This window comes from Sporofaciens sp. JLR.KK001 (assembly GCF_036941055.1).
GTDB lineage: Bacteria > Bacillota > Clostridia > Lachnospirales > Lachnospiraceae > Sporofaciens.
This window is the reverse complement of record NZ_JAYMNO010000002.1, coordinates 971539-991748: the sequence shown is the minus strand read 5'-3', so window position 1 is coordinate 991748 and position 20210 is coordinate 971539. Positions and strand designations below refer to the sequence as shown.

General features: G+C 40.9%; 25 protein-coding genes. 11 read left to right on the top strand and 14 right to left on the bottom strand.

The genetic code is table 11. From position 1 onward, the window contains the following. Positions 1 to 134: 134 nt before the first annotated feature. A complete protein-coding gene (locus VSQ62_RS30020) occupies positions 135 to 695 on the bottom strand; it encodes a GNAT family N-acetyltransferase (RefSeq protein ID WP_285825884.1) in 561 nt (186 codons plus the stop codon). A 500-nt stretch (positions 696 to 1195) separates the two neighbouring features. Between VSQ62_RS30020 and VSQ62_RS30015 the strand changes: the two genes are divergently transcribed. From VSQ62_RS30015 to VSQ62_RS29965, 11 genes are all read left to right on the top strand, one after another. Next, positions 1196 to 2137: a DUF5688 family protein gene (locus VSQ62_RS30015; protein WP_125129218.1), complete on the top strand. Its 942-nt coding sequence runs from the start codon at positions 1196 to 1198 to the stop codon at positions 2135 to 2137. A gap of 37 nt (positions 2138 to 2174) precedes the next feature. Next, a complete protein-coding gene (gene ligA, locus VSQ62_RS30010; RefSeq protein ID WP_334638511.1) occupies positions 2175 to 4175 on the top strand; it encodes an NAD-dependent DNA ligase LigA in 2001 nt (666 codons plus the stop codon). Positions 4176 to 4207: 32 nt separating this feature from the next. After that, positions 4208 to 4591 carry a hypothetical protein gene (locus tag VSQ62_RS30005; RefSeq protein WP_125129220.1) on the top strand — a complete coding sequence of 128 codons (384 nt, stop codon included), beginning with the start codon at positions 4208 to 4210 and terminating at the stop codon, positions 4589 to 4591. A 76-nt stretch (positions 4592 to 4667) separates the two neighbouring features. Continuing rightward, complete coding sequence (locus tag VSQ62_RS30000) at positions 4668 to 5378, top strand: hypothetical protein (RefSeq protein ID WP_334638510.1); 711 nt, start codon at positions 4668 to 4670, stop codon at positions 5376 to 5378. Further along, positions 5375 to 5803 (top strand): hypothetical protein, encoded by a 429-nt coding sequence (locus VSQ62_RS29995; RefSeq protein ID WP_334638509.1) that lies wholly within the window; start codon positions 5375 to 5377, stop codon positions 5801 to 5803. The genes VSQ62_RS30000 and VSQ62_RS29995 overlap by 4 nt, the downstream gene beginning before the upstream one ends. Before the next feature lie 39 nt (positions 5804 to 5842). Further along, positions 5843 to 6298, top strand: a complete 456-nt coding sequence (locus VSQ62_RS29990; RefSeq protein WP_334638508.1) for an LPD11 domain-containing protein — start codon at positions 5843 to 5845, stop codon at positions 6296 to 6298. A gap of 62 nt (positions 6299 to 6360) precedes the next feature. Further along, entirely contained in the window at positions 6361 to 7002 is a 642-nt protein-coding gene (locus VSQ62_RS29985; protein WP_334638507.1) for a YkgJ family cysteine cluster protein, read from the top strand. Positions 7003 to 7047: 45 nt separating this feature from the next. Beyond that, a complete protein-coding gene (locus VSQ62_RS29980; protein WP_334638506.1) occupies positions 7048 to 7758 on the top strand; it encodes a YkgJ family cysteine cluster protein in 711 nt (236 codons plus the stop codon). Positions 7759 to 7904: 146 nt separating this feature from the next. Beyond that, on the top strand, positions 7905 to 8768 hold the full coding sequence (locus VSQ62_RS29975) for an RpnC/YadD family protein (protein ID WP_334638505.1): 864 nt from the start codon (positions 7905 to 7907) through the stop codon (positions 8766 to 8768). 152 nt (positions 8769 to 8920) lie between these two features. Beyond that, complete coding sequence (locus VSQ62_RS29970) at positions 8921 to 9988, top strand: AAA family ATPase (protein WP_334638504.1); 1068 nt, start codon at positions 8921 to 8923, stop codon at positions 9986 to 9988. A 15-nt stretch (positions 9989 to 10003) separates the two neighbouring features. Then, a complete protein-coding gene (locus VSQ62_RS29965; protein ID WP_334638503.1) occupies positions 10004 to 10174 on the top strand; it encodes a hypothetical protein in 171 nt (56 codons plus the stop codon). Positions 10175 to 10329: 155 nt separating this feature from the next. Here the strand turns inward: VSQ62_RS29965 and VSQ62_RS29960 are convergent, their stop codons facing one another. The 13 genes from VSQ62_RS29960 to VSQ62_RS29900 all read right to left on the bottom strand — a co-directional run bounded on the left by VSQ62_RS29960 (position 10330) and on the right by VSQ62_RS29900 (position 20095). Then, positions 10330 to 10620, bottom strand: coding sequence for a hypothetical protein (locus VSQ62_RS29960; protein ID WP_334638502.1), 291 nt, complete (start codon positions 10618 to 10620; stop codon positions 10330 to 10332). A gap of 51 nt (positions 10621 to 10671) precedes the next feature. After that, positions 10672 to 10893 (bottom strand): DUF5348 domain-containing protein, encoded by a 222-nt coding sequence (locus VSQ62_RS29955; RefSeq protein WP_334638501.1) that lies wholly within the window; start codon positions 10891 to 10893, stop codon positions 10672 to 10674. 48 nt (positions 10894 to 10941) lie between these two features. Continuing rightward, positions 10942 to 11604, bottom strand: a complete 663-nt coding sequence (locus tag VSQ62_RS29950) for a recombinase family protein (RefSeq protein ID WP_334638500.1) — start codon at positions 11602 to 11604, stop codon at positions 10942 to 10944. 236 nt (positions 11605 to 11840) lie between these two features. Then, complete coding sequence (locus tag VSQ62_RS29945) at positions 11841 to 12308, bottom strand: winged helix-turn-helix domain-containing protein (protein ID WP_334638544.1); 468 nt, start codon at positions 12306 to 12308, stop codon at positions 11841 to 11843. Positions 12309 to 12355: 47 nt separating this feature from the next. Beyond that, positions 12356 to 12751 (bottom strand): hypothetical protein, encoded by a 396-nt coding sequence (locus VSQ62_RS29940; protein ID WP_334638499.1) that lies wholly within the window; start codon positions 12749 to 12751, stop codon positions 12356 to 12358. A gap of 58 nt (positions 12752 to 12809) precedes the next feature. Next, a complete protein-coding gene (locus VSQ62_RS29935; RefSeq protein ID WP_334638498.1) occupies positions 12810 to 13823 on the bottom strand; it encodes a hypothetical protein in 1014 nt (337 codons plus the stop codon). 129 nt (positions 13824 to 13952) lie between these two features. After that, positions 13953 to 14123 (bottom strand): hypothetical protein, encoded by a 171-nt coding sequence (locus VSQ62_RS29930; protein WP_334638497.1) that lies wholly within the window; start codon positions 14121 to 14123, stop codon positions 13953 to 13955. 133 nt (positions 14124 to 14256) lie between these two features. Then, entirely contained in the window at positions 14257 to 15594 is a 1338-nt protein-coding gene (locus VSQ62_RS29925; RefSeq protein WP_334638496.1) for a hypothetical protein, read from the bottom strand. 53 nt (positions 15595 to 15647) lie between these two features. Then, positions 15648 to 16523: a hypothetical protein gene (locus tag VSQ62_RS29920; protein WP_334638495.1), complete on the bottom strand. Its 876-nt coding sequence runs from the start codon at positions 16521 to 16523 to the stop codon at positions 15648 to 15650. A 107-nt stretch (positions 16524 to 16630) separates the two neighbouring features. Then, the gene (locus VSQ62_RS29915) at positions 16631 to 17071 is read right to left on the bottom strand and encodes a hypothetical protein (protein ID WP_334638494.1); all 441 of its coding nucleotides are present in this window, start codon (positions 17069 to 17071) and stop codon (positions 16631 to 16633) included. Between the two features lie 50 nt (positions 17072 to 17121). Next, entirely contained in the window at positions 17122 to 18192 is a 1071-nt protein-coding gene (locus tag VSQ62_RS29910) for a sensor histidine kinase (RefSeq protein WP_334638493.1), read from the bottom strand. A 278-nt stretch (positions 18193 to 18470) separates the two neighbouring features. Further along, positions 18471 to 19169 (bottom strand): LytR/AlgR family response regulator transcription factor, encoded by a 699-nt coding sequence (locus VSQ62_RS29905; RefSeq protein ID WP_334638492.1) that lies wholly within the window; start codon positions 19167 to 19169, stop codon positions 18471 to 18473. Positions 19170 to 19333: 164 nt separating this feature from the next. Continuing rightward, positions 19334 to 20095: an alpha/beta fold hydrolase gene (locus VSQ62_RS29900; RefSeq protein ID WP_334638491.1), complete on the bottom strand. Its 762-nt coding sequence runs from the start codon at positions 20093 to 20095 to the stop codon at positions 19334 to 19336. Positions 20096 to 20210: the final 115 nt, after the last annotated feature.

Sequence of the window (20210 nt, the reverse complement as noted above, 5' to 3'; positions counted from 1 at the left end):
AGGAAATATTACGAGCCGCTCATATTGGGCGGCTCTTTTCAGCAACATACAAAAAGGTTTTTACCTGCAAAACTCATGCGCACGATGATCTCATTGCGGTATCTGTCTTATATGCCGCTGCACATCCCTTATGGCTAACAGTACCTGATATAATAGTCTTCCAGGGAAATATTACATTCTTCCCTTGCGGCTACAAACTGGTATTCTTTTATCAGTTTCTGTCTCTCTCCGGCATCCTTCTGGATCTTCATGAGGATAGAAGCAACCTCAAAATCCTCATAGATATGGCAAATTAATACATCCATCAACTCCCTCAATACCGGCAATCGTTCATACTCTGATTTTAAATCAATCCGTAGAATCCCCATCTGCTTTCCGTCAACCGCATACTTCAGAGATGGGCACACTTCCATCGTTCCAATCAGTAACCCGGTCTTCCTATCCAGAACACTCCACCTGACAAAATCTTTTGCCTCGTATCGGCTCAGCCAGTATTCCACACATCCCCGGAACTTATCCTTATCCGTATAATAAAAATCATCTCCACAGCAGTCCCCGTTAAAAAAGCGTGCTGCTTCCGGATCGGAATAACAGGAAAACAGCCCCTCTGCATCTTCTGCCTCCAGTTTTCTTATCTTGAAATGTCCGGTTTCATATTCTGGACATATAGTAAATACATCCATGTTCTGTCTCATCGTCTCCACCCTTTTTATCCTGCAGTAATTTGCCCATATATATCTGGCATTAGCTCCCATTATATAGAACATACATTCTTTTATCAAGTAGATATTTCCAATCCTCTTTTCCAAATTTTGGCAGCCTTTGTATATAGTATCCCCAATATTTAGTATTATATACACAGATAAATCAATATTTTGTATTTTGTTATTTGACACCATCAAGATATAGTGGTAATATGATATTGTAATTATTTTTTGTGTCAGTCCGAAAAGGATATCACACGCAGTTTAGGTTTGTATATGAAGTCAGGAGAATCACTATGCCCGGCATAGGATCTTCTGGCTTTTTTTGTTTGTAGAAGGGAAGATGTCTCTTTTGCATTTTGCAGGTTTTCTGCATTTAATGGGAGAATGGACGCTTATGGTGTACATTCTCTTTTTTTGCCTGAACGCAGACGGAAGGAGGATGAGTAAACAATCCCTTCGGATGACACCACAAGAAAAGGAGGTCTCACATGACATACGAAACATTTAGGAACGAGGTTTTACAGGGCTTACAGAGCCGGGAGATTGGCAATGTCAGTCTCAGCCTCACAAAGACACTGAAATCCAATGGGGAGATGAAGCACGGGGTTGTGTTCAAAAGCCCTTCCTCAAATACTTCTCCCACAATCTATCTGGAAGAATTCTATGAATTTTATCAGGCAACAAAGGACTTTGATACCGTGATTGACCGGCTTTCAGACCTGTACCGCTCTTTGCCGGTGATACAGGTAAATGAAACGGAACTCTATGATTTCTCTACTGCCAAAAGCAAGATCATTATGAAGCTGGTCAACACAGAGAAAAACCGTACATTCTTGGAAACAGTCCCGCATATCCCATTCCAGGACCTGTCTATCGTCTACTATTATCTCATCGGGAAATCGGACAGGATGCTCCTGGATATGCCAGTCCGGGATGGGCTGTTAAAGAAATGGGAGATTGATACTCTTAAGCTGCATCAGCAGGCGTTGGCAAATTATAACCGTTTGCTGCCAGTAAAATTCGGCAATTTGGATCAGTTTCTTCTGGACAGAGGTTTGCTGGAAAACGAGTATTATGCGGCTCTTTCTGCCAATGACTACACTAATTCCATGTATTTTTTAACAAATGACTTTTTCTCAAACGGCGCTGTCTTAATGACCTGCAAAAACCTGATGGATAAGATTGCAGATTTCTTTGAAGAGGACTTCTACATTATCCCAAGCAGTATCCATGAAGTGCTTTTGTTCCCAAAATCCAAGGCTCCTTCCAAAGAGAAGCTGGATCAGATGATACAGGAGGTTAACCGGGATTATCTGGACCCGGCAGAATATCTGTCTGACCACGCTTATTATTACAGCAGATCAGGTCAGGATTCAAATGGTTATGTCATTCAAAACCTGTTCCAGCGTCTGCCCGGAACTATTTCTTAGGAATACCCCAAAACAACAAAAAGAAAGGACGAATATCATGAACCAGATTCAGGAAATCACATCTCTGGTGCAGGAATTAAATGAGCACAGAAATGCTTATTATAACCTAAACGCACCAACGATCACGGACAAAGAATATGACCAGTTATTTGACAAGCTTCAGAAGCTGGAAGAGGAGACCGGATTCATCCTCTCCAATTCCCCGACTCAGACCGTGGGCTATTACCCGGTCAGCAGTCTTTCAAAAGTGCAGCATCCCATCCCTTTGCTTTCCTTAGATAAGACCAAGCAGGTGACGGAGATCACAGCGCTTCTTGCCAGGAACCCGGCATTACTGATGCTGAAGCTGGACGGACTTACGACCAAACTGGTGTATGAGGACGAGCATCTGATACAGGCTTCCACCCGTGGAAATGGAGAAGTCGGCGAAGAAATCACCCACAATCTCCCTGCCTATCAGAATGTCCCCTTATCAATCCCTTACCGGAAACGCCTGGTCATCACCGGGGAATCCTACATCCACATCAATGACTTTGAACGTCTCAAAGAAACACTCACAGACAGCAACGGAAAGAAATTCCGTAATGCGCGCAATCTTGTCTCAGGCACAGTACGGAGCCTGAATCCGGAAACCTGCGCAAAACGCTGCGTCTATTTCTCGCCATTCAATGTATTAGAAGGGCTGGATGAAAGTCCCTACAGCGACAGCAGGCAGATGCGGCTTTCGCTTTTAAAGGAGCTTGGCTTTGATACCTGCCCCTATATTTCTATAGAAGGGCCGGCGCCGACAGAAGAACTGGCTGCCACCAGTATCGACATGCTGGTAACCGAAGCTTCCAGGCGGCACATCCCGATTGACGGCATCGTTGCAGTCTTCGACAGCCTCAGTTACTCCAAAAGCTGCGGGAAGACAGGACACCATTACAAGGACGGGCTTGCTTACAAGTTTGAGGATGAGCAGTATGAGACCATTTTGCGAAACATTGAATGGACGCCTACCCGCTTCGGAGAGATTGCGCCGGTCGGTGTTTTTGACACGGTTGAGATCGACGGCTGTGAAGTATCACGGGCATCCCTGCATAACTTAAGCTTCATAAAGAATCTGGAGCTGGTTCCAGGGTGCAGGATCCTGATCTCCAAACGGAACATGATCATTCCCCACATCGAGGAAAATCTGGACCGGGGAAGATATCAGGATATGGTCCCGCCGCTCTGCCCGTGCTGCCAGTCGGCCACCTTGATTAAACGGCGGAAAACCAGCGACGGCAGAATCGTGGAGACTGTCCACTGCAACAATTCGGCATGTGACAGCCAGATCCTGCGGAAGTTTGAGCATTTCGTGGGGAAGAAGGCTATGGATATCGAAGGGCTCTCTTCAGCTACGTTGGAGAAGTTCTTAGAGCTAGGCTATCTGGATTCCTTTCAGGATCTGTACCATCTGGATCTGTACCGCGAGGATATTCTTGCACTGGACGGATTTGGCGAGAAATCCTATGAACGCCTCTGGAGCGCCATTACCAGAAGCCGGGAGACAGACTTCGTGCATTTCCTGGTAGCAATGGACATCCCCATGGTGGGGCGTACCAAAAGCCGTATTTTAAATACCGTATTTTCCGGAAACCTTCATGACTTTGAAGCCGCTGCTGTCGGCAGTTATGACTTTACAGCGCTGGAGGACTTCGGGGAGATACTGAACCACAACATTCACACATGGTTTTCCAACGAAGAAAACTTGTGTTTATGGAAAGAATTACAGAAAGAACTTACATTCAAATCAAAGGAGGAACACATCATGAGAGAAGTAAAAGAAAATCCATTTATGGGACGAACAGTTGTTGCGACAGGAAAGCTTACGCATTTTACCCGCGACGGTATCAACACAAAGATCCTGGAGCTTGGAGGAAAACCCGGAAGCTCCGTAACGAAAAAAACCGATTACCTGATCTGCGGGGAGAAGGCAGGAAGCAAGCTGAAAAAGGCCCAGGAGCTGAACATTCCGGTTCTGACAGAAGAGCAGTTCCTGGAGATGATTGCGTAACCAGCACTTATCACATAATAAGGGAAACAGCCATGAAAGAAAAGATTTATGAACTATGCCCGCACTGCAATGCGGAGGTCTCGGTCTTATGGGATACAGCGTCACAAGGGTATCTGACAAACTGCCCTTCCTGCGGCAAGCGCTTACTGCTCTGCAGTGAATGTGTAAACCGTGACGGCTGTGACTATGATCAGGAATCCGGTCTGTGCAGACGGGTGGTAGAAGCCATGTGGAAGGAGCTTTCTGATATACCTTTGGAAGTCCCGGACGCCGGAGACGAATTCTTTGCAGAACCATTTACACTGCAGGGGATCTCATTTCCGGCCGGAATCACACGGACAGAACTCTGGCACTGGTTTGATGACCGCCATCCGAAAGGCGTGGCATATTTACTGTATGGATTACGAAAAGAATAAGCAAAGAGAATCATTAGATAAGAGAATGGGAAGGTATGGCTTGATGCCGTACCTTTCTTTTTGGAAAGGAAATATTATGAAATTTGCAGAGAAAATATTTGAGAGGGCAACGGTAAAAGGCGTTGCAGATTACCTGTTATACGGCATGGTTCCAGACCGGGATGACCGTAATTACGAGACACGTCTGGATGATGCAGACCTGGCTTATGAAAAGGTTGCCAAACAATATGATGAAGACGGAGCTTCGGTGTTGTTATCCGCGGCAAATGAGCTGGTCAATGAAAATACCAGTGTGTACATGGAACTGGGGCTGCAGGCAGGATTTCTGTTAATTACTGATCTGTTCCAAATTATCTGTCGGGAAAGAGACCAGGCCGGATATCGTATGGCTTCGGATAACCATAGGACACAGGAAGAACAAAATCCAGCTACCAAATCTGATGTAGATCCGAATGCTGAATCTACTGTAGATACAGATACCGATATGGCATCGGAGTTCCGACACTCGGTCCTGCAGCAGATCATCCGGAACAGGCTCGATACCGCTTTGGAGGATACCCTTAGAAAAGACAGGAGATACCAGAATTCAAAGCAGAAAGCCAAAGAAAAGGCCGGCAGACTGTCAGAAGATATGTTCACGCCTGAACAATGGGACCTGATTGACGATGCCCTGGAAGAAAGCAATGCAAGCGGTTCCGAATATGGGCGGGTTGCTTATCAGCAGGGATTTTTTGACGCTTTAGACTTTTTCAAAGACATATTATTGCAAAGGAGGGACTGGGTATGAGTATGGATATATCGGTTTTTCATAGTTATGGACTTTTGATTTCTGAAGAGTCTGCTTCTATAATCCTATCTCATATGCTTCCAATCTGGAAGGCAGAGAAACCAGAGCTATATGACAGATTTTCAGAAGCAGATGTCTTCCTTAATTTCGGTGACTACCTGAACAGTCATTACGATGCGAGCTTCTATGGGAATGCTGATCATCTTAGCTGTTACCGGATTTGCGACCATGAATTTTCTGAACAGGAAACGGGTGATTATTTCTATTTCCTTGACCTGAACAGAAGCCCTTCTTTATTCCGTCCGGCCTATACAGACTTTAGGGAAATCATTCAGGAAGTAAAATCAAAAATAGGCGAAATCCTGCCTCCAGATTTTCCATTTGAAGAATATCTGTTGGAAATCCTGGGAGAGACATGGGGATAACCACATCAGAAAATATATATCAATGAAGGGAGAATCTGTATGAATACACCAGAAAACAAGAATGACACTTTAAAACTGAAACCGATTGGTACGGACTCATGGTCACGTCCAGTCTATGAAGACCAGTATGGGCATTTATGGAAGGATATTACATTAGGCCGTAACAACCCAAAGCTATGTTCTGCACTATATAATGCATTTGACGGCGAGCCGGATCTGCCGATTCGGAGACCATTTATCATTTTATCCAACGAAAAACAGATTGACGAAGATAAAAGATTTCAATATCAGATGCTGGACAGATACAGATGCGATTGCGACTATTACCTTGGATACGGTAACCGGAATCCTGACGTCTTATCATCAAAAGAGGAAAGGGAGCACATAGAATCCATGAAAAGGATGTGGCTTAGTTTTCCAGAAGGAGAAAAACCCGAATGGCTGACATGGGATCAGATTCTTGCATATGAAAAAGCAATGTGTACCGAAGATTAAACAAGGGCCATTCCATCCGGAATGGCTCACTTTAACATTTATATATACGAGGAAAAAACAAAATGAAGAAATCATTAATGGAAAACGTCACTCCCATTGCGTGGAATGAACGGATACACTTTGAATGTCACCATTGCGGCGCATGCTGCCGCAATGTAAAGGACAGCGTCCCGCTGGAGAGCCTGGATGTCTACCGGATCGCCAGGTTCCTGCAAAGCCAGGACAAATCTCTTGATTCCATAGAACATTTACTGTCCCTGTATGCAGAGCCGGTTCCGATTCATGAGTGCGGTTACTTTATCTACACACTAAAGACAGTCGGCTCAGACGATGCCTGCATTTTCCTAAAGGATAACCGATGTACGATCCAGGCCGCAAAACCGCGGGCCTGCCGTACTTATCCATTGGTAGCGGAGCCGGATGATTCTTCCTCTTTTCAGTACTATCTCAGTATGGAGAAGAGCCACCATTTTACAGGAAGAAAATTCAAAGCACGGGACTGGATGAACCAGTATTTCACACAGGAAGACGAGCATTTGTCAATGCAGACATTTCGGCAGTGCCAGAGATTGCGCGGCTGCTCAGGCAGATACCAGAGACACACAAGCACAGGGCATTGTTCTTCTTTCTGTTATATAAATACACAGACTTTGATCTGGATCAGCCGTTTCAGGAACAATACGAGCGAAATAATAGAGAATTAATTGCTTCCTTAGAGGCAATGATTTCATAATCAAGGAGGACTACATATGAATACAAGAATGGAAGAAATCATGAACGCTATTGAACATAACAAACTGGCTGCCGATGATCCGTTTCGTTTTCACTGCACACAATGCGGGGAATGCTGCATCAACCGGGAGGATATCCTGCTGACACCGCTGGATCTCTTCCGGATTGCAAACGAACTGAAGCTGTCCTTAAAAGAATTCATCGGCCAGTATTGCGAGTTGTATATCGGGCCGGATTCGCACTTTCCGATCATCCGGCTGAAACCCAGAGATTCCATCAAACGGTGCCCTCTGCTTAAAAACCACAAATGCTCCGTCCACAAAGCAAAACCTGCTATGTGCGCCATGTTTCCAATCGGACGTGTCATTGTGTTTCCGGAAGATGAAACATCTTCAGAAGCACCAGTGATTGAATACTTTTATATGAATCCAGGATGTGGGAACAATACCAGGACGCAGACTATACGTGAATGGTTTGATTCCTTTGGTATTCCGCTTAATGATGACTTCTTTATTGAGTGGGCGACATTCCAGAAGAATTTTGTAACGCTCATAAGAGAAGTGGAAAGATTCCTGGACGAAGCAACTATGCGGCAAGTATGGAACCCGATCTTTGGCATCCTCTATCTCTGTTATGATCTAGAAAAGGATTTCCTGCCACAGTTCCGGGAAAATGCTGAAAAACTGTTGCGAGGATTACAGATGATGGCAGACACAAAAACAACATAGGAACGCTGCAGGTTTTACCAGCGAAGACAGCTATACTTGAATTTAAAGGTAAAAAATGATATGATAAAGTCACCAAACAGAAAGGATAACATATGGGAAATATATATGATGGCGCGTTCCGGACAATCCTGAATGACTGCCGGAAATTGATTATACCTGTAATCAATGAAATTTTTGACGAACATTATACGGGAGAAGAAGAGATTCGTTTTTTCCCTAATGAACACTTTTTAGACCAGCAGGATGCGGCTGACAAGGAACGAATAACAGATACTAATTTTCAGATTATTGGCAGAATAGTTAAAAAGTATCATCTTGAATGTGAAAGCAGCTTACCAGATGGGAAGATTACAATCCGTCTTTTCGAGTACGACGCACAGATAGCGCTTGATGAGGGCGAAGTTACAGAAGAAACTCTGACGGTAACATTTCCTAATACGGCGGTAATGTATCTTCGGGCATATAAAAAAACTCCGGATAAAATGAAATATGTGATCATAACTCCAGGCGGGACGGTACAATATGATGTCCCGATTATGAAGGTGCAGTCATATTCACTGGATGAAATCTTTGAGAAACGCTTATTAATGCTTATTCCATTTTATATTTTCTCACATGAGAAAAGTTTTTCGGAATATAATAACAATGAGCAGAAACTGGAAGAGCTGAAAACAGAATATAGGATAATTTTAGAAAGACTTGATGATCTGGAAAAGCAAGGTATTATTGGCGCATTTGACAAACGGACAATCCTGGAGCTTTCAAGCGATGTGATCCAGGAAATCGCACGTAAATATGAAAACGTGCAGAAAGGCATAGGTGCTATGATGAGAGGACCATTGATTCAAACAGAAGCAAGAACTATTTTAAATCGGGGAATAAGTCAAGGCAAAAAAGAAACGGCACTTAGGATGCTGAAAATGGGAAAGCTGACAGTCGAGGAGATTGCGGAATGTTCGGCCCTTAGTGTAGCAGAAGTAGAACAGCTTGCGAATCTTCAGACAGTATAAACAGCAGGGTGACAAAACAGACTGTATTTCCGAGCCATCTGATCTTAACAGGTGGCTTTTTTAATGACTCTACAACTATTAATATCTCTGCCGCACACTTGGAAATATTTAAAATGAATGGTTACTGAGGAAATCAGAAAGGGAATATTATAATGTATCTGAAGCGTAGTATCTACAACCAACTTCTGGATTGGAAAAAAGATTCCTTCCACCGGATTTTAGAAGTAAACGGTGCCCGGCAGGCAGGAAAAACATATATCATCAATAAATTCGCAGATGGACACTTTAAGCATAAAATTTATTTCAATTTCTTTGAGCAAAGCGGAAAGCAGTTCATGGAATGCTTCAGACAGGCGATAGCTGGAGTTCCCGATACAAAACATCCGGAGTACGTTTTCTATAACGCACTCCGGCTCTTTGAGTCTGATTTCATTGATTCCGATGATACCGTCATTATCATTGATGAAATACAGGAGTCTGCCGCAATATATAACTGCATCCAAAAGCTCGGCTGTCCCTTCCAATCCCGTTTTATTTTGATCAGCAGTTATCTTGGGCAGTTTTTGAACCCGAAATTCCAGTCTCATAATGAGGGGCAGAGAAAGCTTTCTGTTTATACACTCTCCTTCAAGGAATTTCTGCAGGCATATGATGAAGGGCTGTATACACAATATCTCCATCTGCCACCAAAGCCATTACAGAATAATGGCACTTGCAATAAGGTAAAAGCTGTATACGATATCTATCTTCAAATTGGCGGATATCCTAAAGTAGTCAAAACTTATCTGGAAAAGCAAAGTACAGAACGGGCCCGCGGCGAAGTGATAAAAATTATTGATACCTTTACAAATGAATCTACCCGGTATTTCACAGATATTCAGGATACCAGAATATTTACGCAGATTTTTCTATCTATCTGCCGGATCGCAGGCCGAAAGAGCAGCAGTAGAAGAGCAGAGAGCAGTATTCATGAGGAAATACAGGAATTAATCGCCAGAAATGATTCTCTTTACATTTCAAGGGACACCTGCAACCATTTGTTAAATTGGCTGTATCTTTCTGGAATTACAGGTTTTCATGGGGAGACCATGGGGACGGATACCCTTGATTTTAAACCAGCGGATCGTTGTTACTGTTATTTTATGGATCCCGGACTGGCTCATTACTACCTTTCCCTAACCGGGCTTGATCCCAGACTATTTTTAAATACAGATGAATAGAGAGGAAGATTGATTATGATTAAAACATTCACCATTGAGACCGGTCAAAAACTTACGGAAGAACAACTTGCGGAAATTAGTGAAGCAAAAAAATATCCGATTGTTTTTGATGATGACTGTCCAGAATTATCTCCTGCAATAATTAAAGCTTTTAAATGTGCGGTTACTCAGCGGAACCGGAAATGACAGAACTTAATAGACTTTCAAAGAATCAGAAAGATTGTATGTGTTCGGTTCGGATTAAGAAAATCAACTACAGATTATCCAAGTAAAAATTCCGGCAGAGAATTAGCCCTAGCCGGAATTTTTCTTGCAGCCTGCGCTCATATAAAGAAGCACAGTCAAATACATACATTTTGTTCTAACGACTGTATTTCCCTGTAATATGGTTTCAGAATGATGTCTGCCTTCTCCAGAAAATCTATTCCGCCCGTACTCTCCTGATAGACTTCCCACAATACCTTATGTAAGTTCTCCACCTGGATGCCGCTACAGTGTCTCTCCAGCATTTTCAAAAAGGGAAGCACCATAGTCTTGCGGAAATCCTTTCCAAGCCGCAGGTTATCGCTTTCCAGACCATATACTTCCTGAATACACTCCAGCACAACATCATAATCTGCCTCAAACCTCATAAATACCTGCTCCGTTGACCTCTCCATCTCACAAATACCTGGCCATCTCTCTTACATCCGCACAATCAGTCCGTCAAGGCTCATCCGGGGCAGTCCTGCCAGATACCATTCATCCCCCATCTCAATCCTGGCCGAAACCCAGGCATTATCCACCTTCAGGTCGAAGCAGTCTCCACAATGCAGCCCTCCATAGAACGAATCCAGCCCAAACCGGATATCATACCGTCCGCTTTCTTTGTCATAGAACAATGCTCCTTCTCTTTTTTCACTCATAACGCTATTACCTCCTCTAAAAATTTTGCTTTCATATAAGTAATAGTGTCATTTTTTCTGAGATTGGAAAATTTCCGGATTTTTTTCAAAATATTTTTTCCGGTAGCGGTAAAAAGTAGTGTGAGATAAGCCCAACTCACGCTTCAGCTCTGCCTGTGTAATCTCGCCAGCCGTTACTCTCTGGTATGCCTTGGCAAATTCTTCTTCTTTGATTGCGGGCGGCCGTCCATAATCATCCCATTCTCCTCGGAGCTTCTTCATGGCAATTCCTTCACGCTGACGCTTCTCCTTTTTCTGAATCTCGCTTTCACTGATGGAAGCGTAAAGCTCCAACATCATGTTGTTGATCGTTTCCATCATCAGGCGTGCCATAGAGTTATCCATCTTGGACAGATCCATCAGTGTTGTCGGGAGTTCCAGCACCATTAGCCGGACATCCCTGCTCTGCAGTTTCCGGATCTGCACCATAGTATCCCGTTTATTCCTGCCTAATCGGTCTAACTCTGTCACAAGCAGAATATCCCCCTCCCGGAGAACATCTTCCACAAGAACCATATACCTCGGTCTGTTAAAATTCTTTCCGGTCTGCTGGTCTGTGAAAATATTCTCCAGTTCCAAGTCGTGTTCCTTGCAAAATATTTGAATCTCATGAATCCCCCTGTCAAGATGCTGATCCCTCGTACTGGTTCTGTGATACACGTATACAGCCATATCCGCTATCCTCCTTCTGAAAAGCGTGCCAAAATGTTCACACTTTTTCCGGCATATGCCAAAAGCCGTCATGTATACATTTTGGTACAGGATTTCCGCCTGTTTTTTGCTATGCCAAAAAGTTTACTTTTTGAAATATATCTTTACTATCTCTGTACGTTCTAAAACAGAAAAGCGCAACTGTTTTTTTGTACGCACAACATAGGTTTTTTCAGGCAGAAAATAATCCCAGAGGATTACTCCTCTGGGATTGCAAATTTATATCCTGCGCCTCTGACAGTCTGAATATATTCAGGATATCGTGAATTTGTTTCCAGTTTTTTACGCAGGCTGCGTATTAAACAATAAATAATATTATCTATCTCCTCCTTAAATTTTCCATCGTATACCGCATCATAAATTTGTTCCTTTGTACATATCCATCCCGGATGCTCTGTCAGAAGCCGAAGTGCAAGAAATTCCTGATGGCTCAATGGAATCCGTTTATCTTTTCGATAGACTTCCTGTTCTTTTAACTGTATTTTTAAATCCTTAAAATACAATACCGACTTTGGCATGACTTCAGTATATTCTACATTGGTTTCATTCTTGATGATGGACCGCACTTGCTCCATGATTTGTTTTTCTTTGTCCGAAAATTTCAAAATCATAATCTTACCTATAACTATCACCTCTTTAAACCGATTAGGAATTTCAGCGAACATACTGTTCAACTTGCATACCACGACCTCCCCGAATAGAAAGAACATAACTATGTCGAAACTATGGTATAATAATATTTTTTGTTTCCAATAGTAACTCTAAAGACACTTTCTTTTGGCTCACGTTTCCACCTATATAAAAAAGGCATAATTCGCACTAACTCTATATCATATCCTTCATGCATGTCTTCTTTCTGAACTAATACTTTTTCAAACCCAAAATAAACAAGATAAATATCGGTCGCTTGATAGTCATGTCTACGGGTTGCTCCCAAGTCATACTGCATCTTATATTCGTTTACTTTTTTTCTTGTTAATACTCCATCAGAAACAAAAGCTATTGGACTTATATACATAATTGCTGTACCGACCAATATCAAACCGACTATTACACATACCCACTTCTTCTTGCTCAAATTATTTGACATAATATTTATTTCTTTCATATGACCTCAAAAACGCTAACCACACCACATAATTGTCTTGAAACAATACCCCTTTTTTCTAATATGTTCCATTCCAAATAGCCTGAAATCCTGCCCGGGAATGATGCTCTTTCTCCTGCACATGAGTGGCTGCGTAGCCCGGCGCTTGCCTTGCCACATAGCTTGCAAAAATTGTCTCCCATGGCCGCATAATCTCCTGAAATCTGTCTACAGCCGCATCATAAGTACTTTTATCATTCGGATCAATCTTAGAAAATGCTTCTGTGATCTCGGAAATCATCTTTGTATTGGAAGCAACCGGCTGTGTTCCGGTTCCACCGATATAGTACCCTTCCCACATGGGATTTTGTTTAACCGCTGCCGCCAGTTCTAAAATAAGCCTTGAACTTTCCAACTTCCTGTCTATCTTTTTTTCTACCGCTTCACTTAAAAATTTTACCTGATCTTCCGTCAGACCCAACCCCGATTTATGCACATAGGCCCTTGCAATCCCTATGTTTGCATAAGTCATATAGGTGCCCGCACCTCCGGCATCTAAAAATTTATCTATGTACTTTCCTGTCTTTTGCATATTCATTAATTCTTTCCAAGTAAGCTCTATTCCACCTGTAGAAAGTTTTGTTTTCAGGTTATCTGGGGTATTGGAAATTCCTTTCGAGATATTCTCTCTCATCTCTTTCACAAGGGCGTTGATACCCCCTACCCAATCATCCGTGTTCAGAGTATTTTTAACTTCACTTTTAAACGCAGCAGAATATGCTATAAATTCATCTTCACTGATCTGCCCTTTTGCATATTGGTCAAATACTCCGAAATACTGTTCCGTATTTCTTAAATAATGCCTATCTTCAGTGTGCACCACCTTAATGCTGCCCCCTGGTTGGTATGTATTTGCCAATGAAACAGAATTCTCACTTTGCACATGTGTAATTTCCCAACTGTCCAATCTTTTTCCTTCTGACAGCTTCATCCCTGTCAATGCGCCCTTTCTTCCCTCACCCTGTAATGGCTGAATGGGCTGCTGCTCTGTCTTTTGCATATTTCCATGATAAGAAACACCTGATATATTCATTATGCGATATCTCCTCTACTAAATATACTGGTACGCTCATGGCCAAACCAATAGTGCTACTTCTACTGCCATCTACAATGCTGACCGCCTTTTGCAGAAATCCACCATTTACCCACATTAATACCTGCATTATTTTAAGAACTCCAAAAACACTTCATAAAATAATTTTTCCGTTCTCTCCGCATTATTCTCAGGTATGCCTAATCTGCCAAGTGCCTTTTGAACCGCTGTTTTTGCTGAATACACGGTATTCCCCAGGATATCTCGCCCCCTTCCATTATAAGCACTCTCCATTGACATGGCAAACAGCTCCGTTATGCAAGTAAGTTTGCCTCCTGTCTTTTGTATATTTCCATGATAAGAAATACCTGATATATTCATAATTTTTACACCCAACTTTTATCGTCGGTGTTTAACTTATAACAAATATTCGTTATGCTAATACGGACATACGGTTTATAGCCACTTGGCATTCCTGAAGCTTTGAAACATCGTAAGCATAAGAATTCCATGAATCTATCAGTTTCTGATACGATGTCCTCCGATCAACCCCTTCTGAATAATAAAACTGCCGGAAACATTCGGAATTATCATAAAATCTTTTCCAATAATAATTCGTCTTATATCTGTCCACAATTGCATTTGCGTTTTCTTTACTCCTGCTTCTATTTAGGGCATATTCTATACCTGCCAAAATTGTTTCCGAGTAAGTACCTTTTTCTTTATAAATCTTCAACATCATTTTGCTGACATCATAGATCTCGGACTTATCATACATCGGTGCTCTTTCCTTATCATAGTAAGGATCGTCATACAGTCTCCGTATCCGGTCATTGATCCTGTTAAGCACATCATCTATCCGGGTATTTACAGCTTTTGTCATCTTATCTGCAAACTGCCTTGACACCATACTATTTCCAGAAAATAACTGTGTCTTCAATAATAACATTCCGGCATCTAATCCAAAGCTTTCTTCATTTCCAAGGCTGTCAAATAATCCGTCAAACGTCAACTCCTGCACCAAACGATTGGCCAGAGAGATTTCTTCTAGGCTATATCTTTCAGATTTACCTGGCTCCTGTACTGTATCACAGGCCCTCCTCAACTCCTGAGCCATATAAGCAATATCCTCCGACAGCCATTCGTACTCCGTTCCTTTTAGATTTGCATAATCTCTGTGATTCTTAATAAATTCATTGTACTGCTGAATTTTATTGTTATATTCGGATGTAATGATGTCATATATTTTGTTTTTCTCACCAGCAAATCCATTACTCTCCAGAAATCCCCCTACATTCTCTACAAAAACATTTGCCCGTTGCTCCATGACCTTAGAAACCGCCGCATCCAATTGAACCCTGTGAGCTTCAAACTCCGTACCGCTAAAATGAGCATTCATGTGCTCAGACGCAGTTACATAAGACGCCGCAAGCCTGCTTAAAATCTCATCTAAATTCCCGCTCCCTCCAATATCAAATGCTTTCTGAAACCGGAATTCATCCCACGAGTATTCTTCTTTGTTTAGACTGACCAAAAACTCATGCGGTATGTCCGAAACATTCTCTACTGGTTTAGATTTCTGATCCTTCTCAAAGATTTTTATCGGATTAGCCTTCCGATATTTATATAAAAGTGTATTAGCCTTCGTAATCTCCTCATTGCCTCCATAAAAGGAATGCATTTTTTTATCAATCAGTTTGAGAAATCCATTCTGAAGTACCGGCGGTCTGCCGTTTAAATTCACAAACAATGAACTGGTATTAATTTGCATTACACGACCTCCCCGAATAGAAAAAACGCTATTACAATGTCTTACATAGAAATTTATCTATATACTTTTCCTTGTTCAATCCACTTTAATCTTGCATCCATAAGCATCCTATATATCGGCACATTCTTAGGACGTTCATACTTCTCTTTAAGTTCTTTCAGTTCACGTCCCTGTGTTATATTTTCTTTTGTCTCCAATTCCTGCATTATATTCCGATTATGCCGTTCCTCGGCGATCTTCTTCAATTCTTCCATAGTTTTTAATACGCTTGGAGATACTCTGTCAATCATAATTGCATAATTTACATGATCTTCAATATCTTGCGCATACTTTTCAAAAGCCTGATCTAATGTAGCAAGCTCTTCTTCCATGGTAAGTTTTCTATAACTTTCCATTCTTCCATTACTTATAAATTCGATCCCGTTAAAGTCATCACCTGTGTTATTATCTTTTATCCATACTTCCCTAGTACCGTCACTATATCCATCTACAATCTTATTATACATATAAGTATATGCTTCCATCAAATTTCCGATATGACTGTTTATATTCAAAAAATCTTCTTCTTTTGATTGTAAATCCTTATACATCTCCCACAAATCTTTAGATATAATCTCTGTACAGTCGCATGTCGTCAATGTATTGACATTAAGATGAGACTGAATATAATTATATATTTCCTGCTCTTCTTGCGGCATAGGCATATAATTTTGTATGTTTTCTTCCTTATGTAAATTTTCCTTCATATACTCAAGACCCTCTTGCGAAATATGAACCTTATCTTTTGAAACCTGATTAGCAAACAACGTTATCTCCTGTAATTTTCCCTTGATATTTGAACTTTTATTATTTCCAGGTTTCTGCAAACGACCATTACATTTTTTGTTTAACTCTGAAAAGATATGATTATAATTCCCATATATCTTCATTTAACATTCGTCCTTTCCTATTGACAGTTCTGTTTTCAAATTTCGATTTTGTTATTACATACGTCTGATATATTCATAATTCCATTACACCTTTCATCTATTTTCAATCAATCCACATCGTATTCTATTTTATAACCTTTATTATCGTCATTCACTACTTTATAGCATCCTGCCGACTCTTTATGCTCTGACTTCTCATACGTATCGAAATGATTATGCGTGATAAGTCCTCCACTTTCTTCCACTCGTTCTTCTTTGGCTGTCACTGTCTCCACAGTTTCTTGTCGGTTTGTCTCAAGCTCTTTTGTGATTTCCTCAAGTTTCTTTTCTAACAACTCAATATTTTCTTCTGAACTCCCTGCATCGCCAGAAGTTCCTTTCATAAGCAACAGGGAATTCTGAATAGATTGCTTTTCTGCTTCTAAGGATCTTTTTCTCTTTTCCGCTGTCTCAATTCCCTCTAAGTAAAGAGGTTTTGCCTGCTTGTTTTTACTGCTCCCTACCATAGTCAATGGATTCACATAACCGGGTTTTACATTGTTTATCATATCATCTACCTCCATTTGTTATAATCTTTCAAGATATATCGGACAAAATTTTATTTACGCAAGCGGCTTTTCGCGAACGGCGGTTCCTCCTTCGTAAACGGTTTTAAACACAACAATGCCGTCAATTTAAAATAATTTTTGCTTTCTTCTATCTCCATTGTTCCTTCATACTTTTCAACAGTATGCCTGATATTTTTTAATCCGGTTCCATATTCTGTTGCCTGATATACTGCACTTACAGGATTTGCAATTTCAAGGATAAGAAAATGGTGCCGCTTACAGACCATAACAGAAATCTCTGGCTGCTCTATGTCTCCTTTCATACATGCCGTAATCGCATTGTCCATTGCATTCGCAAAGATCACACACAAATCTAAGTCCTCCACAGGACAATCCGATGAAAACCGGATATCATATTTCACTTCAATGCCATTTGAACGCGCATAATTGATTTTCTCATTCAAAAGAATATCTATAACCGGATTTCCTGTTTCAATCCCAATCAGCAGATGATCCGAAGCTTTATGCAGGTTCTCAAAATAGATCTCTGCCTCCTCATATTTCTTTTCATGGATTAAACCTGATAAAACCAGAAAGTGGTTATCAATATCATGGTGGAACCTGCGGTATTTTTCATTTCTCATCTTGGCTTCTTCTAAATAGATAGACTGCTCTTTCATCTGGTCTTCAAGCCTTTTCTGATCTGTTTCCTGCATGGACAATATCACAATCCTGCCCGCTAATCTTAATATAATAAAAAAAACAGCACATGCGCCCAAAATCCAGAACAATGCCCACAGATTTGACTGATTTCCCGGCAATAAATGTCCTGTGCCAGAATCCATCCACATATCCAGACTCAGGCCGCTGCGGATGGCCCACACAATAAAGATACATGGAAAAAGCAGTGCATACAAACAATGGGAGATCTTTTGCTGTCCTGTAAAAAAATAGGTTTTAGAAATATAATTTAATGTCACAACCAATAACACAGTCAATATGCCTGACACCAGTATCTGTATAACAATCGCCGTGCTGAAATCTGTCTCCTGTCCTGAAAGGAAACGCATGAAAACTGTCTGAAAACCCTCCATGAAAGTGAATAGCGTTAAAATAATCATCGCCGGAGCAACCGCATCTGACCATTTTATTTTTAAGCAGAAAACAGGAAAGCCAACTATAATTCCGGCATGCAGCAACAGCCTCAAAATGCCAGGACTTTGATAGAACATCACAAAAAATGTAAGAAGATCACTGAACATCACATACCACATCAAAAACTTTTTAGCATGGATTCCCGTAAAATTTTGTATAAAGTGGAATTCCGCAAAATAAAGGCATCCATTGATGCCCAGCCACCATAAATAGAATCCAATGGGAAAATTTTTTACTAATTCCATCATATCACCTCGTTTTTCAAGAAATTCAGTAATCTCTGTATAAAATCTGTCTGCTTCCGCCTTGATATAAATATCTTTTCTCCATTTGTCAGAATTGCTACTCCTTTTTCCTGCCCGGCAACACAACTCATATTCACTACAAAACTTCTGTGACACCGGAAGAAGCGTTCATCCAACTTGGTTTCCAACATATCAAGAGTACCAAAATAATCATACGTACCATGCACGGTATGAATTCGGACCTGATGGTTAAACACCTCGCAATATAAAATATCACGGATAAAAATCACTTGTGTTTTCCCACTTTTCATAAGTGTCAATGACTGATTATCCATCTGCTCTGTTTGGTTAACCGCCCTGTCCAGTGCCAAAAAAAGACGTTCTTCCGTAACAGGCTTCACCAAATAGTGTACCGCATTGGCGTCAAAAGCCTCCACAGCATATTCCCTGTAAGATGTTACAAAAATAATGCGGCTTCTGCAGGAAATCTGTCTTGCTACTTCAAGTCCGTCTATCCCAGGAAGCATCAAATCTAATAGGATGATATCAAATTTCTTTTTTGCTTTTAATAATTCCTCGCCTGACATAAAAGTTTTTATACTTGCATCCAATGATTTTCTGTTTATATATTTTTCTACTTTTCTTCGCAGTTCCTCCAAAATATATCTTTCATCCTCGCATATAGCGACTATTATCATTTTGCATCTCTCCCCCATAATCTTAAACAGAAAAGCCTGCACATTTCATAAAGAAAGTTGTGAGACAGAATATCCTGTTTATATATCGGTAAATCCACTGAAACATTTATAAATGCTACGCAAAAGGCTTCTCTTATTACGTAAAAGGTAATATTTCAAATTATTTATGCACGATTAGCACTTAAAAATCTTTGAATTAACTGTGAAAACTCTTCTGCATTTGTTAATATAGCCGGGTGCCCTCCTTGATTGAATATATATACTTTTGCATCAGGAATAACCGTTGACATTTGTTTATATTCATCTTCAAGATCAGATCTACACATTTCGTCCTCTTTGCTTCCGACCAATAGTATGGGTACTCTTAAATCTTTCAGAGATTTATGGAACAAAGGACGTTTTTCTCTGGCACACTGCAATAGTGCTTCAGTATCAAGGTCAACAATTTTTTCCCAGTCTTTACCTTGGCACCATTCGTAAAACTGTCTTGCCTGCACATCGTTTTTTGCCCTTGTTCTTTCTGAAAGTAAATTATCAGAAAAATTATCGTTAAGTGTCCATCCGTCAAAACTATCTGCTATAACTGCATAAATTAAATCTGGCCGTTCTAAAGCAGCATTAATAGCTACCCATGCACCTCCGCTCGTTCCAACTAAATTAACCTTTCCACAATTCAAATGTTCAATTAGAGCAATAGCCTGTAGCGCTTCATCATACCACATATCCGGTGAAAACTTTCTAATTCTATCTGATTGTCCATTGCCTAAAAAATCAATAAGAATACATCTGAACTTTTCAGCATATAACGGCATAAGAACTTCAAACATTTTGGAAGAAGCCGTATTGCCATGCAAAAAAATAAGTGGTTCACCTTCTCCATATTCCTTATAAAAACACTGTTTATCTTTATAGCTGAAATATGACATTTTCGAACACCTCCTGCTTTTGTATATTAAGCTAATTATAATCGTACAAACCCTAATGTAACGCCTCACGTTCTTTCTTAAAAGAAAAATGTGCCACATATACTCTGTGACACAT

What these genes read in the sequence shown, in the direction of transcription:
- VSQ62_RS30020 (WP_285825884.1), bottom strand. Translation starts at nt 695, where the DNA reads ATGAGACAGAACATGGATGTATTTACTATATGTCCAGAATATGAAACC.
- VSQ62_RS30015 (WP_125129218.1), top strand. Translation starts at nt 1,196, where the DNA reads ATGACATACGAAACATTTAGGAACGAGGTTTTACAGGGCTTACAGAGC.
- ligA (WP_334638511.1), top strand. Translation starts at nt 2,175, where the DNA reads ATGAACCAGATTCAGGAAATCACATCTCTGGTGCAGGAATTAAATGAG.
- VSQ62_RS30005 (WP_125129220.1), top strand. Translation starts at nt 4,208, where the DNA reads ATGAAAGAAAAGATTTATGAACTATGCCCGCACTGCAATGCGGAGGTC.
- VSQ62_RS30000 (WP_334638510.1), top strand. Translation starts at nt 4,668, where the DNA reads ATGAAATTTGCAGAGAAAATATTTGAGAGGGCAACGGTAAAAGGCGTT.
- VSQ62_RS29995 (WP_334638509.1), top strand. Translation starts at nt 5,375, where the DNA reads ATGAGTATGGATATATCGGTTTTTCATAGTTATGGACTTTTGATTTCT.
- VSQ62_RS29990 (WP_334638508.1), top strand. Translation starts at nt 5,843, where the DNA reads ATGAATACACCAGAAAACAAGAATGACACTTTAAAACTGAAACCGATT.
- VSQ62_RS29985 (WP_334638507.1), top strand. Translation starts at nt 6,361, where the DNA reads ATGAAGAAATCATTAATGGAAAACGTCACTCCCATTGCGTGGAATGAA.
- VSQ62_RS29980 (WP_334638506.1), top strand. Translation starts at nt 7,048, where the DNA reads ATGAATACAAGAATGGAAGAAATCATGAACGCTATTGAACATAACAAA.
- VSQ62_RS29970 (WP_334638504.1), top strand. Translation starts at nt 8,921, where the DNA reads ATGTATCTGAAGCGTAGTATCTACAACCAACTTCTGGATTGGAAAAAA.
- VSQ62_RS29965 (WP_334638503.1), top strand. Translation starts at nt 10,004, where the DNA reads ATGATTAAAACATTCACCATTGAGACCGGTCAAAAACTTACGGAAGAA.
- VSQ62_RS29960 (WP_334638502.1), bottom strand. Translation starts at nt 10,620, where the DNA reads ATGAGGTTTGAGGCAGATTATGATGTTGTGCTGGAGTGTATTCAGGAA.
- VSQ62_RS29955 (WP_334638501.1), bottom strand. Translation starts at nt 10,893, where the DNA reads ATGAGTGAAAAAAGAGAAGGAGCATTGTTCTATGACAAAGAAAGCGGA.
- VSQ62_RS29950 (WP_334638500.1), bottom strand. Translation starts at nt 11,604, where the DNA reads ATGGCTGTATACGTGTATCACAGAACCAGTACGAGGGATCAGCATCTT.
- VSQ62_RS29945 (WP_334638544.1), bottom strand. Translation starts at nt 12,308, where the DNA reads ATGTTCGCTGAAATTCCTAATCGGTTTAAAGAGGTGATAGTTATAGGT.
- VSQ62_RS29940 (WP_334638499.1), bottom strand. Translation starts at nt 12,751, where the DNA reads ATGAAAGAAATAAATATTATGTCAAATAATTTGAGCAAGAAGAAGTGG.
- VSQ62_RS29935 (WP_334638498.1), bottom strand. Translation starts at nt 13,823, where the DNA reads ATGAATATATCAGGTGTTTCTTATCATGGAAATATGCAAAAGACAGAG.
- VSQ62_RS29930 (WP_334638497.1), bottom strand. Translation starts at nt 14,123, where the DNA reads ATGTCAATGGAGAGTGCTTATAATGGAAGGGGGCGAGATATCCTGGGG.
- VSQ62_RS29925 (WP_334638496.1), bottom strand. Translation starts at nt 15,594, where the DNA reads ATGCAAATTAATACCAGTTCATTGTTTGTGAATTTAAACGGCAGACCG.
- VSQ62_RS29920 (WP_334638495.1), bottom strand. Translation starts at nt 16,523, where the DNA reads ATGAAGATATATGGGAATTATAATCATATCTTTTCAGAGTTAAACAAA.
- VSQ62_RS29915 (WP_334638494.1), bottom strand. Translation starts at nt 17,071, where the DNA reads ATGATAAACAATGTAAAACCCGGTTATGTGAATCCATTGACTATGGTA.
- VSQ62_RS29910 (WP_334638493.1), bottom strand. Translation starts at nt 18,192, where the DNA reads ATGATTATTTTAACGCTATTCACTTTCATGGAGGGTTTTCAGACAGTT.
- VSQ62_RS29905 (WP_334638492.1), bottom strand. Translation starts at nt 19,169, where the DNA reads ATGATAATAGTCGCTATATGCGAGGATGAAAGATATATTTTGGAGGAA.
- VSQ62_RS29900 (WP_334638491.1), bottom strand. Translation starts at nt 20,095, where the DNA reads ATGTCATATTTCAGCTATAAAGATAAACAGTGTTTTTATAAGGAATAT.